12 protein-coding genes and 1 pseudogene are annotated in these 15,963 nt (G+C 72.4%); 12 read left to right on the forward strand and 1 reads right to left on the reverse strand.

What is annotated here, in order from left to right:
* Both ACFV6D_RS18595 and ACFV6D_RS18600 read left to right on the forward strand, forming a co-directional pair.
* A pseudogene (locus tag ACFV6D_RS18595) lies at positions 1–246 on the forward strand (hypothetical protein); the annotation flags it as partial.
* A 109-nt stretch (positions 247–355) separates the two neighbouring features.
* Positions 356–565 carry a hypothetical protein gene (locus tag ACFV6D_RS18600; protein ID WP_380560511.1) on the forward strand — a complete coding sequence of 70 codons (210 nt, stop codon included), beginning with the start codon at positions 356–358 and terminating at the stop codon, positions 563–565.
* 6 nt (positions 566–571) lie between these two features.
* Here the strand turns inward: ACFV6D_RS18600 and ACFV6D_RS18605 are convergent, their stop codons facing one another.
* A complete protein-coding gene (locus ACFV6D_RS18605; protein WP_380560512.1) occupies positions 572–1,495 on the reverse strand; it encodes an RNA polymerase sigma-70 factor in 924 nt (307 codons plus the stop codon).
* 152 nt (positions 1,496–1,647) lie between these two features.
* Here ACFV6D_RS18605 and ACFV6D_RS18610 point away from each other — a divergent pair, with 152 nt between their 5' ends.
* From ACFV6D_RS18610 to ACFV6D_RS18655, 10 genes are all read left to right on the forward strand, one after another.
* A complete protein-coding gene (locus tag ACFV6D_RS18610; protein WP_063348403.1) occupies positions 1,648–2,121 on the forward strand; it encodes a carboxymuconolactone decarboxylase family protein in 474 nt (157 codons plus the stop codon).
* A gap of 250 nt (positions 2,122–2,371) precedes the next feature.
* Positions 2,372–3,160, forward strand: a complete 789-nt coding sequence (locus ACFV6D_RS18615) for a response regulator transcription factor (RefSeq protein ID WP_244293403.1) — start codon at positions 2,372–2,374, stop codon at positions 3,158–3,160.
* A gap of 12 nt (positions 3,161–3,172) precedes the next feature.
* A complete protein-coding gene (locus ACFV6D_RS18620) occupies positions 3,173–4,789 on the forward strand; it encodes a sensor histidine kinase (protein WP_380560513.1) in 1,617 nt (538 codons plus the stop codon).
* A 174-nt stretch (positions 4,790–4,963) separates the two neighbouring features.
* Entirely contained in the window at positions 4,964–5,920 is a 957-nt protein-coding gene (locus ACFV6D_RS18625; RefSeq protein ID WP_380560514.1) for an LAETG motif-containing sortase-dependent surface protein, read from the forward strand.
* Between the two features lie 206 nt (positions 5,921–6,126).
* Positions 6,127–6,705: a Uma2 family endonuclease gene (locus ACFV6D_RS18630; protein ID WP_380560515.1), complete on the forward strand. Its 579-nt coding sequence runs from the start codon at positions 6,127–6,129 to the stop codon at positions 6,703–6,705.
* A complete protein-coding gene (locus ACFV6D_RS18635) occupies positions 6,698–8,086 on the forward strand; it encodes an oxygenase MpaB family protein (protein WP_380560516.1) in 1,389 nt (462 codons plus the stop codon). The genes ACFV6D_RS18630 and ACFV6D_RS18635 overlap by 8 nt, the downstream gene beginning before the upstream one ends.
* 431 nt (positions 8,087–8,517) lie before the next feature.
* A complete protein-coding gene (locus ACFV6D_RS18640) occupies positions 8,518–10,062 on the forward strand; it encodes a cytochrome ubiquinol oxidase subunit I (RefSeq protein WP_063348399.1) in 1,545 nt (514 codons plus the stop codon).
* 19 nt (positions 10,063–10,081) lie between these two features.
* The gene (cydB, locus tag ACFV6D_RS18645) at positions 10,082–11,107 is read left to right on the forward strand and encodes a cytochrome d ubiquinol oxidase subunit II (protein ID WP_063348398.1); all 1,026 of its coding nucleotides are present in this window, start codon (positions 10,082–10,084) and stop codon (positions 11,105–11,107) included.
* 4 nt (positions 11,108–11,111) lie between these two features.
* Positions 11,112–14,663 (forward strand): thiol reductant ABC exporter subunit CydD, encoded by a 3,552-nt coding sequence (gene cydD / locus ACFV6D_RS18650; RefSeq protein WP_380560517.1) that lies wholly within the window; start codon positions 11,112–11,114, stop codon positions 14,661–14,663.
* Positions 14,664–14,756: 93 nt separating this feature from the next.
* A partial coding sequence (locus ACFV6D_RS18655; RefSeq protein ID WP_380560518.1) for a GAF domain-containing protein occupies positions 14,757–15,963 on the forward strand: 1,207 nt, incomplete at its 3' end.

Genomic DNA, 15,963 nt, shown 5'->3' on the forward strand with positions numbered 1-15,963 from the left:
GGCGTGGTCGCCGCCCCTCTTCTGTCCGCGTCCCCCCGGCGCTTGGATGGCGGGCTGCCCCCCCCCCCCGCCCCGAAGCCGCCTCCCCCTCGTGCCGAGTTGGTCGTCACTGACCCTCGCGACGTTGAGGTCTATGTCCGAAAGTTCGACGGGTTCGTGGGCGCGGCCTTGTTCGGTGACGAGATGCGCAGCCTGATCGAAAGCATCAGGGACGAGTTCTTGAGGGAACAGGAAATCGTCTTCTAGCGCGCCTCACTGCCCTATATATGTTGGTGCTCGCCCGCCACGGGTCAGGCGGCGGCCCAGCGTACGAGTCATGCCTCGGATTCATCTGACAAATGCCGGAGTTGGTGGCGTGGCCCAGGTGCAGGACCACCCCGAGGGCTCGTCGACCGTCGGCGTCAGCGGCCCCCGGGACCTGTGGCAGGACATCGAGGCCGCGCACCGAACCTGGCTCGACCGCAACCGGCCCCGTCGGGAGTGGTTCACCGTGGAGGCGGGGCCTGAGGGGCAGTCCGTGGGCTACACGGGGCCGGACGGATCTTCGATCCAGTGGAAGCTCTGAGGAGGGTCACTTCGTCTTCACCAGGGCGATGTCGGAGACCGGGCCGAGGTGGGTGAGCTTGTCGGGGTTGGAGACCGAGTGGACGGCCTGGATGGCGCCGTCGGCGATGTCCAGTTCCAGCACGCCGGCGATGCGGCCCTCGGTGTCGTGGAGGACGGCGCCCGGGTTGCCGTTGACGGTGGCCGGCTTCAGTGTGACGCCGAGTTTGCGGTTGCGGCGGAGGCCGCCTATGAGGAGTTGGGCGACGCGGCGTAGGCCGGTGAGGGCCTTGCCGAGGGCGCGGGCCTTGCCGCCGCCGTCGCCGTGGAAGGCGATGTCGGGGGAGAGGAGTTGGAGCAGGGCGTCCAGGTCGCCGCCGTCGGTGGCTTCGAAGAATCTGCGGGCGAGTTCGTCGGCCTCGGCCTTGCGCGCCCGGGTGTCGACGGTCTGGGCCGAGGGGGTGAGGCGCTTGCGGGCGCGGGCGATGATCTGGCGGCAGTTGGCCTCGGACTTGCCGACGGCGTCGGCGATTTCCGGGTAGCCGTACCCGAAGGCCTCGCGGAGCATGAACACCGCCCGCTCGGTCGGGGAGAGGGCTTCCAGCAGGACGAGGAACGCCATCGACAACGCGTCGGCCAGCTCGGCGTGTTCGGCGGGCCCCGGGCGGTCGGCGGTCACCACGACGGGTTCGGGCAGCCACTCGCCCATGTACGTCTCCCGGCGGACCCTCGCCGACGTCAGGTGGTTGATGCCCAGCCTGGTCGCCGACGTGGTCAGGTACGCCTTGAGGTTGGTGATCGTGGTCCCGGCCCGGTCGGCCCGGGTCAGGCTGAGGAGGGCGTCCTGGACGATGTCCTCGGCGTCGCCGACGGAGCCCGTCATCCCGTAGGCGATGGAGAACAGCAGCGGTCGGTAGCCGGCCGCATCCGTCGCAACTGCCGATTCCGCCATGGAGCTCCTCCCCCGGTTGGCCGAGCAGGGTATCCGCAGGCTACCCAACGGCGCGGCGAAGATGGTGATGCAGGTCACATCCATGCCTGTCACGACTCGCCGGGGTGCCCTGTCTCAGAGGGCACCAGCGGACGACGACAAGGGAGCACACGATGGAAGCCCGACTGAACCCCTTCGCCAGCCAGACCATGTCCAAGGTCCTCAAGCACCTCATCGCGGCCAACAAGGCGATCGTGGACTCGGCTCTGCCGTTCGCGACGCAGGAGATGGTGAAGCTGCGCGCCAGCCAGATCAACGGCTGCGGCTACTGCGTCGACATGCACTTCAAGGACGCCGTGCACGGCGGGGAGGAGGCGACCCGCCTCAACCTGGTCGCGGCCTGGCGGGAGGCGACGGTGTTCACGGACGCCGAGCGTGCCGCCCTGGAGCTGGCGGAGCAGGGCACCCGCCTGGCCGACGCGGCGGGCGGGGTCACGGACGAGGCCTGGGCGAACGCCGCGAAGTACTACGACGAGGAGCAGCTCGCGGCCCTGGTGGCCCTCATCGCGATCATCAACGCCTTCAACCGCGGCAACGTGATCACCCGGATGCCCGCCGGCGGGTACCGGCCCGGTCAGCACGCCTGACCGGAGCCCCTTCCGCGGCCGGGGAGTTGTCTCCCCGGCCGCAGGCGTCGGGCTCTCGGCCGTCGGGTTCTCGGCCGTCGGCGCTTGCGGGGCGTTACCGTCCGTGCGCATACCACCCAGCCTGTGCTGGGGGCCTTGTGCTTAAAAAACCGACCGATAAGGTGTTAATCCAACATTCATCGATGCCGCATAGCCTCCGGGGGCTAGCCTCATGCTGAACGCCATCGTCCGACCAGGAGGCGAAAGCCCCGTGCAAGGCACAGTCACCACACCAGGCGGGTCCGCGGTGGCCGGCGGCCCTGGCGAGGCCTTCCTCCTCGTCGTCGACGACGAACCCAACATCCGCGAACTGCTCGCCGCCTCGCTGCGCTTCTCCGGTTTCCGGGTCGCCTCCGCCGCCAGCGGCACCGAGGCCCTCGACCTGATAGCCGTCGAACGCCCCGACCTCGTCGTCCTCGACGTGATGCTCCCGGACCTCGACGGCTTCACCGTCGTCGAGAAGCTGCGCGAGCGCACCAACCGCGGCCAGATCGCCGGGCCCGTGCACGGCCACCCCGGCGACCACCTCCCGGTGCTCTTCCTCACCGCCAAGGACGGCGTCGGCGACAAGGTCCAGGGCCTCGCCGCGGGCGCCGACGACTACGTCACCAAGCCGTTCAGCCTGGAGGAGCTGATCGCCCGGATCCGCGCCATCCTGCGCCGCTCCGGCGGGCCCGCCGAGGACGGCCGGCTCATCGTCGCCGACCTCAGCCTCGACCCGGTCGCCCACGAGGTCACCCGGGCCGGCACCCCCGTCGCGCTCTCCCCGACCGAGTTCAAGCTGCTGCACTACCTGATGGCCAACGTCGGCCGGGTGGTCTCCAAGGCGCAGATCCTCGACCACGTCTGGGCCTACGACTTCGGCGGCGACCTCTCCATCGTCGAGTCGTACATCTCCTACCTGCGCCGCAAGCTCGACTCCGGCCCGGCCCACGGCCCCAAGCTGATCCACACCGTGCGCGGCATCGGCTACGCGCTGCGCCGCCCCCCGCAGGGCTGACCGGTCCGCTTCGTGTCCGCCCGGCTCTCCGCCCGGCTGTCGGTGTTCCGGCGGCCGCTCTCCCGGCTGCCCCTGCCCCGGCGGCCGTTCTCCCGGCTGCCAAAGCTGTCGGGGCTGTCAAAGCTGTCAAGGCTGTCCCGGCTGTCCCTGCGCGCCCGGCTGCTGGTGCTCGCGCTGGTGCTGGTCACCACCGGGCTGGTGGTCAGCGACGCCGTCGTCCTCGGCACCGTCCGGGTGCAGCTGGTCGATCAACTCGACGAGCAGCTCCAGCGGTACGGGCTGCCGCTGTCCCACAAGGGCCCGGTCCGGGTCGGCACCCCGGAGGCCGGGCGCCCCGCCGTCACCGGCAAGCGCAGTACCCTGCCCAGCCAGTACCTGGTCCAGTACCTCTCCTCGGACGGCAAGGTGCAGGCCGTCATGCGCCAGCCCGTCTCCGACAGCGACCCGGCGCCCCAACTGGCCGGCCTCGACCCGACCCGCACCGAGCCCGACGTCCCCTTCGACCTGCCCGACCAGCGCGGCCACTACAACTGGCGGGTGCTCGTGCTGCCGATCCAGGCCCCCCGGGCCCCGGCTGCCGCCAGCCCCAGCGACTACGCCTCGCCCGCCGTCACCGCGACCTACGTCATGGTGGCCGTCTCCCGCTCGGACATCGACGCCACCGTCGGCAAGCTGCGCAGCTCCTTCCTCGCGATCGGCGGCGCCGTCCTGGTGCTGATCGCCGCGCTCGGGTTCTTCGCCGTCCGGGCCGGGCTGCGGCCACTGCGCCGGATCGAGGCCGGCGCCGCCCGGATCGCCGACGGCGAACTCTCCCACCGGATGCCGGAACTCTCCCCCGGCACCGAGGTCGGGCGGCTCTCCATCGCGCTCAACGGCATGCTCACCCAGATCGAGGCCGCCTTCGCCGCCCGCGCCGAATCCGAGGCCCGGATGCGGCGGTTCGTCGCCGACGCCTCGCACGAACTGCGCACCCCGCTCGCCGGGATCCGCGGCTTCACCGAGCTCTACCGGATGGGCGCACTGCCCACCGACGGGGACGTCAAACGGACCATGACCCGGATCGAGAGCGAGGCCGTCCGGATGGGCGCCCTGGTCGAGGACCTGCTGGTGCTCGCCCGGCTCGACGAGGAACGCCCGCTCGACCTCGCCCCGATGGACCTGCGCACCCTCGCCGCGGACGCGCTGCACGACCTCACCGCCCTCGACCCGACCCGGCCCGTCTCCCTCACCGGCCCGTCCGGCACCGGAGCCCCCGGCGCGGCCCCCGTCCTCGGCGACGAGGCCCGGCTGCGGCAGGTGGTCACCAACCTGGTCGGCAACGCGGTCAAGCACACCCCGCCCGGCACCCCGGTGCGGATCGGGGTCGGCGGCGCGGGCGGCGTCTGCCTGCTGGAGGTCGCCGACGCCGGGCCGGGGCTCACCGACGGCCAGGCCCAGCGGGTCTTCGACCGCTTCTACCGGGTCGACGCCTCCCGCAGCCGGCACGGCGGAGGCGGCGCCGGACTCGGCCTCGCCATCGCCACCGCGCTCACCCACGCGCACGGCGGCACCCTCACCCTGGACACCGCCCCCGGCGCCGGCGCCACGTTCCGGGTCGAACTGCCCACCAACGGTGACCGGACTTCCTGACGGCATTGTCGACACGTCAATTCCCTTGCTGACCAGGCAATGACGGGCGTTTTTCATTGCCGGAATGCGGCATGGAGCGTAAAGAATCCGTGTGCCTATGATCAGCGCTGTCGGGACGTCAAGAACGGCCCGGCACACGGCTTTTGCTTTCTTTCCGACCCGAAAGGGGTCATTGTGAAACTCCGCCGTACGCTGGTCTCGGCCGCCCTCGTCGCTGCCGTGATCTCGCCCGCAGCCATGCTCTCCGCGGCACCCGCCTTCGCGGAGTCGGCTTCGACGGCGCAGACCCGGAACGACACCGGCTCGATCGCGGAGCTGGAGAAGGCCGCCGCCGGCGCGGCCAAGGCCCACCAGGCCGCCGTCGCCGCCGAGGCCGCCGGGCAGGCCGAGACCACGGCCTTCATGAACAACCCGCAGCCCTACCTCGGCAAGCTCCAGGAGGCCCAGGCCGCCGCCAAGACGGCCGCCGCGGCCCACGAGAAGACCTACAACGAAGCCGTGGAGGCCTCGGCCGCGTACCGCTCCGCGAAGCCGGAGGAACTGGAAGCGGCCAGGGTGCGGATGCTGGCGGCGTTCGACGCCGCCAACGCCGCCACCGACGCGGACACCAAGGCCAAGGCCGCCGTGACCGCCGCCGGCACGGCGCTGGACGACGCCAAGGTCGCGGCAATGCGCAAGCTCCACGGGCTGCAGGAGGCCACCAAGGCCGCAGCCGCCGCCCAGGCCACCGCGGACAAGGCCCTCGCCGACGCCAAGGCCGCCGCCGAGAAGCCGGTCGACAAGCCCGCTGACAAGCCCGCGGACAAGCCGAGCGACAAGCCGGCCGACAAACCGGTCGAGCAGCCCGCCCCGGCCACGGCGGAGCAGCCGGCCGCCGTCACCCCGATCTCGGACACCACCGCGTCGACCAGCTCCGCCAAGCCGACGGCCAAGGCGACCACGGCGAGCAGCCAGACCAAGTCGACGACTGCCGCCACGGCCAAGGCGACCACCGGTTCGACCACCGAGCTCGCCGAGACCGGGTCCACCCCGGCCACCCCGTACCTGGCGCTGGGTTCCGGTTTGGCCCTGAGCCTGGGTGCCGCGGCGCTTTACGTCTCCCGCCGCAAGCCGGCCCGCTCCTCCTCCTGATCCACCCGGTTCGCGCCCGCTCGGGAGGAGGGCGCGGACCCCACAGCACCCCGAACCGCAGGGCAGGCCCCCTCCCGGCCCGCCCTGCGGTTTCGCGTTTCCGGGCCCCGAAACGCCCCGATCGGGTGAACGGCGGGAGTTCACCCGACCGGCCCCCCGGTCGTGTGCGACGGTCCAGGTGCTCACTCACGCACCGGGAGATCGCTATGGACCCTGATCAGAGGTTGTGGAAGGCCTGGAAGACCATGGCCCTCCCGAAGCACACGCGCGCGGAGATCGACGAAGACAGCATCACCATCTCGGTCATCGGTGACCTCCGTCATGCAGCGGTGGGAGGTGGCCTCAGGAAGGCGCTGACGAAGCACCTGCGCGGGACGGGGTACACGGCGACGCAAGGCCGGTATGTGACCGCCGGTTTGAAGGTGATGAAACCTGACCTCGCCGTGGCACCGGACGACACGAAGGCGGCCGAACACCCTGAGGGTGTGGGGCTGTTGGCGTCCGGGATTCCCCTTGTCGCCGAGGTCGTGTGGCCCGACTGCTACGAACGCCGTGACCAGGAGTTCAAGCCGCGCGCCTACGCTTCCGCAGGCATTCCGGTGTACGTGATCATCGATGACTACGATCACGGCGGTACCGTGACCGTACTTTCCCGTCCCGACCCCGAGCGCCGTGCCTACGCCGCCTCGACCCGGATCCCGTACGGCGAGGAGGCCGTGATCCCCGAGGGCCCCGCGAAGGGGTTCGTGATCGGGCCGGAGATCACCGGTGAGCGCCGTGGCTGATCCCGTGGCTGGTCCTGGGGTGTCGTTCCGGCGGGATCTGTCCGAGTGGCGGGTCGCGCTGGTCGCGTGGCGGCTGCTGGTGTTGCAGGCGGCGGATCCGGTGGTGGGGGCCGGGATGGCGGAGCACTCGACGTACCAGGCGCATCCGTGGCGGCGGGTGGAGCACACGCTGGGGAGCGGGCGGCGGCTGTTCTACCAGGACGGGGAGGCGTTGCGGCGGGAGGTCGCGCGGCTGGACCGGGCGCACAAGCGGATCCGCGGGACGGCGCCGGACGGGCGGGCGTACGACGCCGAGGACGCGGCGACCCGGGCGTGGGTGCTGCTGACGCTGTTCGAGTGCGTGGTCGCGATGCGGCGGCTGGGCGGGGACCCGTACGACGCCGGCCAACTGGAGGCGGCGTACCAGGAGTTCACCGGATCGGTGGCGGCCTTCGGGCTGCCTGAGGGCGAACTCCCAGCCAGCGCCGCCGAGTTGCCCGCGTACTTCGCCCGGGCGGCGCGTGAGCGGCTGGAGTTCACCGAGGCGACCCGTTACCTGCTGGAGGACATGCTGCGCGGGGCGCCGCGGCCGCGCCGGCTGTGGTTCCTCGGGGACGCCGGGTGGCGGGTGCTGCGGGTGGTGGTGGCGCGGGCGATCACGGCGCTGACGGTGGCGGATCTGCCGCCGGCGGTGCGGGAGCGGTTCGGGCTGGTGCGGACGCGGCGGGCCGCGCTGTTGTCCTGGCTGCTGCACCGGGGCGCCGGCGCGGTCGTCCCGCGGCTGCCGGACCGGCTGCGCTACCGCTCTCCGGAGCAGGGCGGTGCTCCGGCCCGGTGGCGTCCGCCGCGTCAGGGCCGGCGCCGGGACGCGCGCGGCTCCCGGGTGGACCGGTTCTTCCGCGAGGTGCTGGACCAGACCGGCGACGGCTTCCTCACCGTCCACGACCTGCGGGCGATGGCGCACAACGTGTGCTGGCAGCTGGAGTTGGACGAGGCCGCCGAGGCGCGGGTGTACCAGGCCTTCGACGGCTGGTGGGAGCAGCTGCGCGCGGCGATGGACGCGAACGGCGACGGCAAGGTGAGCCGGGAGGAGTTCGTGGCGGCCACCGTCGCGGGCTGCGACCGGGATCCGGCCTATCTGGAGCAGGGGCTGCTGCCCGCGCTGCGGGCCGTGTTCGCCGCCGCGGACACCGACGGCAGCGGCTTCCTGGAGGCGGACGAGTACCGGGCGGTGTTCGGCGGACCGCGCGTCCATCCGGCCGAACTGTCGCACGGGTTCCGCCAGTTGGACGTGGACGGGGACGGCCGGATCACCGTGGAGGAGTTCCTGCACGGCTTCACCGAGTTCTTCACCGCCCGTGCCGACTCCACCCCGGGCACCCAGCTCCTCGGCCGGGCGTAGCGGGAGGGTGTAGCGGAAGAACGAGGACGGGACCAGGGGTCGCTGGTCCCGCCAGGCGCCCGCGCCGCCGTGTCAAGCGCCGGATCGGCCAAGACCGCTCCGCCGGCTGCCCGGCCGTTCGTTGTCAGGGCCGTGGGCGGCTCCGCAGACTGTCCCCACCGCCACTGCGTTCACCACTGCACCGCCGCCGCACGGCCACACACGGTCACCCGCGGCCACGCCCCGCTACGTATGGCTACGCACCGTTCCGAAGGTGTCAACCCCACCCCGCCTGCGATTCCTTCGTAAGGATGATGGATACTGCTCCTTGTGAACGTGTTCACGTTCACAAGCGGACAAGCTTGCGTAGTTGGGCAGCGGTCTACAGCTATAGATGAAGTTTGTCCGAAACATGCCCTTCAACAGGGCCGGTCGGTTGGAGAGAGGGCGACGTGGAGCTGGCAATCGCTCACGAGACCATCGCGCGATGGCAATTCGGCATCACCACCGTTTACCACTTCCTCTTCGTCCCGCTCACCATCAGCCTCGCCGCCATCGTGGCCGGGCTGGAGACCGCCTGGGTGAGGACGAACAAGGAGAAGTACTTCCACGCCACGAAGTTCTGGGGGAAGCTCTTCCTGATCAACATCGCGATGGGCGTGGTCACCGGCATCGTCCAGGAATTCCAGTTCGGCATGAACTGGTCCGACTACTCCCGTTTCGTCGGCGACGTCTTCGGCGCCCCGCTCGCGATGGAGGCGTTGATCGCCTTCTTCTTCGAGTCCACCTTCATCGGCCTGTGGATCTTCGGCTGGGACAAGCTGCCGAAGAAGATCCACTGCGCCTGCATGTGGATGGTCGCCCTGGGCACCGTGCTCTCCGCCTACTTCATCCTGGCGGCCAACTCCTGGATGCAGCACCCGGTCGGCTACTCGATCGACCCGGCCACCGGCAAGGCCCAGCTCACCGACATCGCCAAGGTGCTGTTCCAGAACACCACCCTCACCGTGGTGGCGCACACCCTGACCGCCGCCTTCCTCACCGGCGCGGCCTTCATGGTCGGCATCGCCTCCTTCCACCTCTGGAAGGCCAAGCGCAAGCCGGAGAACGCCGACCCCAAGAAGACCGCCGTGATGCGCACTTCGCTGCGACTCGGCCTGGTCCTCGCCGTGGTCTTCGGCGCCGGCACCGCGCTCAGCGGCGACTCGCTCGCCAAGGTCATGTTCGAGCAGCAGCCGATGAAGATGGCCGCCGCCGAGGCCCTGTGGGACACCCAGTCGCCCGCGCCGTTCTCGATCTTCGCGGTCGGCGACGTCAGCAAGGGCCACAACTCGGTCGAGCTGGAGATCCCCGGGATACTCTCCTTCCTCGCCCACAGCGACTTCAACTCCTCCGTCCCCGGCATCAACGACACCGCCGCCGCCGAGGCCGCCAAGTACGGCGGCGACCCCAAGGACTACATCCCGAGCATCTTCGTCACCTACTGGGGCTTCCGCCTCATGATCGGTTTCGGGATGACCTCCTTCGTGGCCGGCCTGATCGGGCTCTGGACCACCCGGCGTAAGAAGTTCCTGCGCCCCGAGTTCCGCACCGGCGAGACCGAGGTGCCCCGGCTGATGCTCACCCCCGGGCGGGAGATGGGTCCGTTCCTCACCAAGTGGAGCTGGCGGATCGGCATCCTGACCATGGGATTCCCGCTGATCGCCAACAGCTTCGGCTGGATCTTCACCGAGATGGGCCGCCAGCCCTGGGCCGTCTTCGGCCTGATGACCACGGCGAGCGCGGTCTCCCCCAACGTGAGCGTCGGCACCCAGATCGGCGCCCTCACCACCTTCACCCTGCTGTACGCGATCCTCGCCGTCGTCGAGGTCCGGCTGCTGGTGAAGTACGCCAAGGCCGGCCCGGTGGTGACCGAGCAGCCTCCCGCCAAGGACCCGACCCTGCGCGGACCGTCCTCGGACGACGACGCCGACAAGCCTCTCGCCTTCGCCTACTGAGGACCACAGGGGATCTGACATGCAACTCCACGACGTCTGGTTCGTACTGATCGCGGTCCTGTGGATCGGCTACTTCTTCCTGGAGGGCTTCGACTTCGGGATCGGCATCCTCACCAAGCCGCTCGCCCGCAACACCGCCGAACGGCGGGTCCTGATCAACACCATCGGCCCGGTCTGGGACGGCAACGAGGTCTGGCTGCTGACCGCCGGCGGCGCCACCTTCGCGGCCTTCCCGGACTGGTACGCGACCCTGTTCAGCGGCTTCTACATCCCGCTGCTGATCATCCTGGTCTGCCTCATCGTGCGCGGCGTGGCCTTCGAGTACCGGGCCAAGCGCGACGACGCGCGCTGGCAGCGCAACTGGGAGGAGGCCATCTTCTGGACCTCGCTGCTCCCGGCCTTCCTGTGGGGCGTGGCCTTCGCCAACATCGTGCGCGGCGTCGACATCGACGCGCAGAAGAACTACGTCGGCACCTTCTGGGACCTGCTCAACCCGTACGCCATCCTCGGCGGCCTGGTGACGCTCAGCCTGTTCACCTTCCACGGCGCGGTGTTCGCGGCGCTCAAGACGGTCGGCGACATCCGCGACCGGGCGCGGGCCACCGCCCTGCGGGTGGGCGTGGTGGCGGCGGTGCTGGCGCTGGCCTTCCTGCTCTGGACGCAGGCCGACAACGGCAACGGCCGCAGCCTGGCCGCCCTGATCATCGCCGTGCTGGCCCTGGTCGGCGCCCTGGCGGCCAACCAACTCGGCCGCGAGGGATGGGCGTTCATCCTCTCCGGGGCGACCATCGTGGCCGCCGTCGCGATGCTCTTCCTGGCGCTCTTCCCGAACGTCATGCCCTCCACCCTCAACGACGGCTGGAGCCTGACCGTCAGCAACGCGGCCTCCTCGCCGTACACGCTGAAGCTGATGACCATCGTGGCCGCGGTGTTCACCCCGCTCGTGCTGCTCTACCAGGGCTGGACGTACTGGGTGTTCCGCAAGCGCATCGGCGTCCAGCACATCCCCGGGCACAACCCGGCCGCCGCGCTCGACCAGGCCTGACGCCGTGAAGCCGGTCGACCCCCGACTCCTCGGGTACGCCCGCACCACCCGTGCCTTCCTCGCCGGATCCGTGCTCCTCGGCGGGGCGGGCGCGGCCCTGGTGGTCGCCCAGGCGAGTCTGATCGCCGAGATCGTCGTCCGCGCCTTCCAGCGCCAGGCGACCCTCGGCGAACTGACCACGCCGCTGCTGCTGCTCGCCCTGACGGCCGTCGGGCGCGGGCTGGTCGGCTGGCTCACCGAACTCACCGCGCACCGGTCCGTCGCCCGGGTGAAGTCCACCCTGCGGCGCCGGCTGCTCGACCACGCCACCGCGCTCGGCCCGGCCTACCTGGCGGGCCGGCGCACCGGCGAACTCACCACCCTCGCCACCCGCGGCGTCGACGCGCTGGACGACTACTTCGCCCGCTACCTGCCGCAGTTGGCGCTCGCCGTCGTCGTCCCGGTGATCGTGCTGCTGCGGATCGTCGGCGCCGACTTCACCTCGGCCGCGATCATCGCCGGGACGCTCCCGCTGATCCCGCTGTTCATGGTGCTGATCGGGATGGCCACCCAGAGTCGGATGGACCGGCAGTGGGGCACCCTGGCCCGGCTCTCGCACCACTTCCTCGACGTGGTGGCCGGACTGCCCACCCTCAAGGTGTTCAACCGGGCCCGCGCCCAGGCTGCCACCATCGCCCGGATCACCGCCGACTACCGCCGCGCCACCCTGCGCACCCTGCGGATCGCCTTCATCTCCTCCTTCGCGCTGGAACTGCTCTCCACCCTGTCGGTCGCACTGGTCGCGGTCACCGTCGGCTTCCGGCTGGTGGACGGCACGCTCGACCTGGAGACCGGGCTGCTGATCCTGATCCTCGCCCCCGAGGTGTACTTCCCGATCCGCCAGGTCGGCGCGCTCTACCACTCCAGCGTGGAGGGCCTGACCGCCGCCGACGAGATCTTCGAGGTGCTGGAGACCCCGCTGCCCGCCGCCGGCACGGTGCCCGCACCCGCCCTCACCGGGGCCGTCGTCGCCGTCTCCGACCTGGTCGTACGCCACCCCGGCCGGACCGAGCCCGCCCTGGACGGCGCCGCGCTGACCCTGCGCCCGGGCACCACCACCGCCCTCACCGGCCCGAGCGGGGCCGGCAAGTCCACCCTGCTCGCCGTCCTGCTCGGCCTCGTCGCCCCGGACGCCGGCACCGTCCGGATCACCGCCGCCGACGGGCGGACCCACGACCTGGCCGCACTGGAACCGGCGAGCTGGCGGCGGCAGATCGCCTGGGTGCCGCAGCACCCGCACCTGTTCGCCGGGACGGTCGCCGACAACCTGCGGCTCTACCGCCCGGAGGCCACCGACGAGCAGCTGTGGACGGCGCTGCGGGCCGCGCACGCGCTCGACTTCGTGACCAGGCTGGACGCCCCGCTCGGCGAGGACGGCGCCGGGCTCTCCGCCGGGCAGCGCCAGCGGCTCGCGCTCGCCCGCGTCCTGCTCGCCGACGACCGGCCGCTGGTCCTCCTCGACGAGCCGACCGCCAACCTGGACGGCGCCTCCGAGGCCGCCGTCGTGGACGCCGTCCGGACGCTCGCCGAGGACCCGGCGCGCACCGTGCTGATCGTCGCCCACCGGCCGGCGCTGCTGGCCGTCGCCGACCGGCGGGTCCGGCTGGCGGGGGCGCCCGCCCCGGCCGCCGGCCCGGCTGCGGCTGTGGCCTCCGCTGCGGTCTCCGCTGCGGTCGGGCGGCCCGCGCACAGCGGGCGGCCGACGCCCGCCCCCGCCACGGCGCAGGACGAGCCCGAAGCCGACGCCGCCACCCCGAGGCTGGCGCTGTCCGTCCTGCTCGGCGCGCTCGCCCTCGGCTGCGCCGTCGCGCTGATGGCCACCTCCGGCTACCTGATCTCCCGGGCCTCCGAGATGCCGCCGGTGCTCTACCTGATGATGGCCGTCACCTCGGTACGGGCCTTCGGCATCGGCCGCAGCGTCTTCCGCTACGCCGAACGGCTGGTCTCGCACGACGCCGTGCTGCGCACCCTCGGCACCCTGCGGGCCGCCGTCTACCGGCGGCTCACCGCGCTCGCCCCGGCCGGACTGCCCGCCTTCCGGCGCGGCGACCTGCTCTCCCGGCTGGTCGCCGACGTCGACGCGATCCAGGACCACCACCTGCGCTGGCGGCTGCCGGCCGCCGTGGCGGGCGTGGTCTCGCTGGCCGCGGCGGCGGCGATGGGCGCCTTCCTGCCCGCCGCCGGGGTCGTGCTCGGGATCGGGCTGCTGCTCGCGGGCGCGGTGGTGCCCGCCCTGGCCGCCCGCTGGTCGGCCGGCGCCGAACGGCGGCAGGCCCCGGAGCGCGGGCGGCTCGCCACCACCGTCGTCGACGCCTTCACCGGCACCGCCGAACTCACCGTGGCCGGCGCGCTGCCCGGCCGGCTCGCCGCCGTCCACGGCGCCGACGCCGCGCTCACCCGGCTGGCCGCCCGCTCGGCGGCCACCACCGCGCTCGGCACCGGGCTGATCGCGCTGCTCACCGGGCTGACCGTGACCGCCGCGGCGGCCGTCGGCGTCCAGGGGGTGCACGGCGGCGCGCTGGCGCCGGTCTGCCTGGCCGTGGTCGTGCTCACCCCGTTGGCCGCGTTCGAGGCCGTCACCGGGATGCCGCTGGCCGTCCAGGCGCGCCAGCGCAGCCGGGCCGCGCGGGCCCGGCTGGACGAGGTGCTGGAGGCCGAGGCCGCCGTCCCGGAGCCGGCCGCGCCCGCCGCGCTGCCCGAACAGCCGCTGCCGGTCGCCGTGCGCGGACTGACCGTCCGGCACCCCGGGCAGGCCGTGGACGCGCTCACCGGCGTCGACCTCGACCTCGCGGCCGGCCGCCGGATCGCCGTGGTCGGCCCGTCCGGCTCCGGCAAGACCACGCTGGCCCAGGCGCTGCTGCGGTTCCTGGAGCCGAGCGCGGGCACCGTCACCTTCGCCGACGGCCGCCCACAGGCAGTGGACAGCCGCGCGCTCGCGGGCGAGGACGTCCGCCGGGTGATCGGACTGTGTGCCCAGGACGCCCACGTCTTCGACAGCTCGCTGCGGGAGAACCTGCGGCTGGCCCGGCCGGGCGCCACCGAGGACGACCTGCGCGCCGCGCTCGCCGCCGCCCGGCTGCTGGACTGGACGCTGACCCTGCCCGACGGCCTGGACACCATGGTCGGCGAGCACGGCGCCCGGCTCTCCGGCGGCCAGCGGCAGCGCCTCGCACTGGCCCGGGCCCTGCTCGCCGACTTCCCGGTGCTCGTCCTGGACGAGCCCGCCGAACACCTCGACCTGCCCACCGCCGACGCGCTCACCACCGACCTGCTGGCCGCCACCGAGGGCCGCGCCACCGTGCTGATCACGCACCGGCTGGCCGGCCTGGACGACACCACCGTCGACGAGGTGCTGGTGCTGGACGGCGGCCGGGTCGCCGAGCGCGGCCGCTGGTCGGAGCTGATCGCGGACCGGGACGGGCGGCTGCACGCCATGTGGCGGCGGGAGCGGGAGGCGGACGGGCTGCTGGAGCGGGAGGCGGACGGGCTGGTGGAGCCGGTCGGGGCCACCCGTTAGGCCCGGTCGGGGCCACCTGCCAGGCCCGGTCAGGGCGTGTTTCCCGAGCAGCGCCGTCCTTCGGATGAAAAGCGTACAAACTAGGCTTTCTGCATGGACCCCACGCCAGAGCCCTCCGCCGCCGCGCCCGAGCCGACACCCCATCGGGTGCCGGAGATCGCTTCGCTCGGGCTGGACACCCTGGTCACCGAGGTCGCGGAGCGGCTGCAGTCGGCCGCCGCGGTCACCGACCGGATGCAGCGGCTGCTGGAGGCGGTGGTCTCGATCGGCGCCGGGCTCGACCTGCACGCCACCCTGCACCGGATCGCCACCGGCGCCGCCGAACTCGTCGACGCCCGGTACGCGGCCCTCGGTGTGATCGCCCCCGGCGGCACCGGTCTGGCCGACTTCATCCACGTCGGCGTCGACGACGAGACCGCCGCCGAGATCGGCGAACTGCCCGCCGGACGCGGCATCCTCGGCGCGTTGATCGACCGCCCCGAGCCGCTGCGGCTCGCCGACCTCGGCGCCGACCCGCGCTCCTCCGGATTCCCGCCGCACCACCCGGAGATGAAGACCTTCCTCGGCGAGCCGATCCGGGTCCGCGACGAGGTCTTCGGCAACCTCTACCTCACCGAGAAGAAGGGCGGCGGCGCCTTCACCCCCGAGGACGAACAGGTGGTGCACGCGCTCGCCGCGGCGGCCGGCGTCGCCATCGAGAACTCCCGGCTGTACGAGGAGGGGCGGCGCCGGGAACGCTGGATCGCCGGCGCCTCCGCCGTCACCACGGCGCTGCTCTCCACCGACCAGGCCGAGACCGCGCTCACCGTCGCGGCCGAGCAGGTCCGAGAGCTGGCGGACGCCGCGCTCGGCATGATCCTGCTCCCGACCGAACCGACGGAGGACGGCGACGGGCAGATGCGGGTCGCCCACGCCTCCGGCGAGGCCGCCGAGTTCGTCCGGGGCGAGCTGCTGCCCAGGAAGAGCTTCGCGGCCCGACTGCTCGCCGGGGAGAGCGTCTACCTGGACGACATGTCCAGCGACCCGACCGTGGAGATCCGGCTCGCCCGCGCCTTCGGCCCGTCCATGGCCGTCCCGATGGTCGCCGCCGGGCGGGTGCTCGGCGGGCTCTGTGTCTGGCGCCCGCGCGGCGCCCTGTCGTTCACCGACACCGAGAAGCAGCTCGCCGAGACCTTCGCCTCGCAGGCCGCGGGGGGGCGGGGGGGGGCCCGGGGGCCCCGCCCCCCCCCGCGCCGGGCCGGCTTCCAGGTCCGCGACCCGGTAGCCCCCGGCCAGCCCGCCCGGGGGTTGCAGCGGCTGG

The sequence above is a fragment of the Kitasatospora sp. NPDC059812 genome (assembly GCF_042732075.1).
Taxonomy (GTDB): domain Bacteria; phylum Actinomycetota; class Actinomycetes; order Streptomycetales; family Streptomycetaceae; genus Kitasatospora.

What these genes read in the sequence shown, in the direction of transcription:
- ACFV6D_RS18605 (WP_380560512.1), bottom strand. Translation starts at nt 1,495, where the DNA reads ATGGCGGAATCGGCAGTTGCGACGGATGCGGCCGGCTACCGACCGCTG.
- ACFV6D_RS18610 (WP_063348403.1), top strand. Translation starts at nt 1,648, where the DNA reads ATGGAAGCCCGACTGAACCCCTTCGCCAGCCAGACCATGTCCAAGGTC.
- ACFV6D_RS18630 (WP_380560515.1), top strand. Translation starts at nt 6,127, where the DNA reads ATGGACCCTGATCAGAGGTTGTGGAAGGCCTGGAAGACCATGGCCCTC.
- cydB (WP_063348398.1), top strand. Translation starts at nt 10,082, where the DNA reads ATGCAACTCCACGACGTCTGGTTCGTACTGATCGCGGTCCTGTGGATC.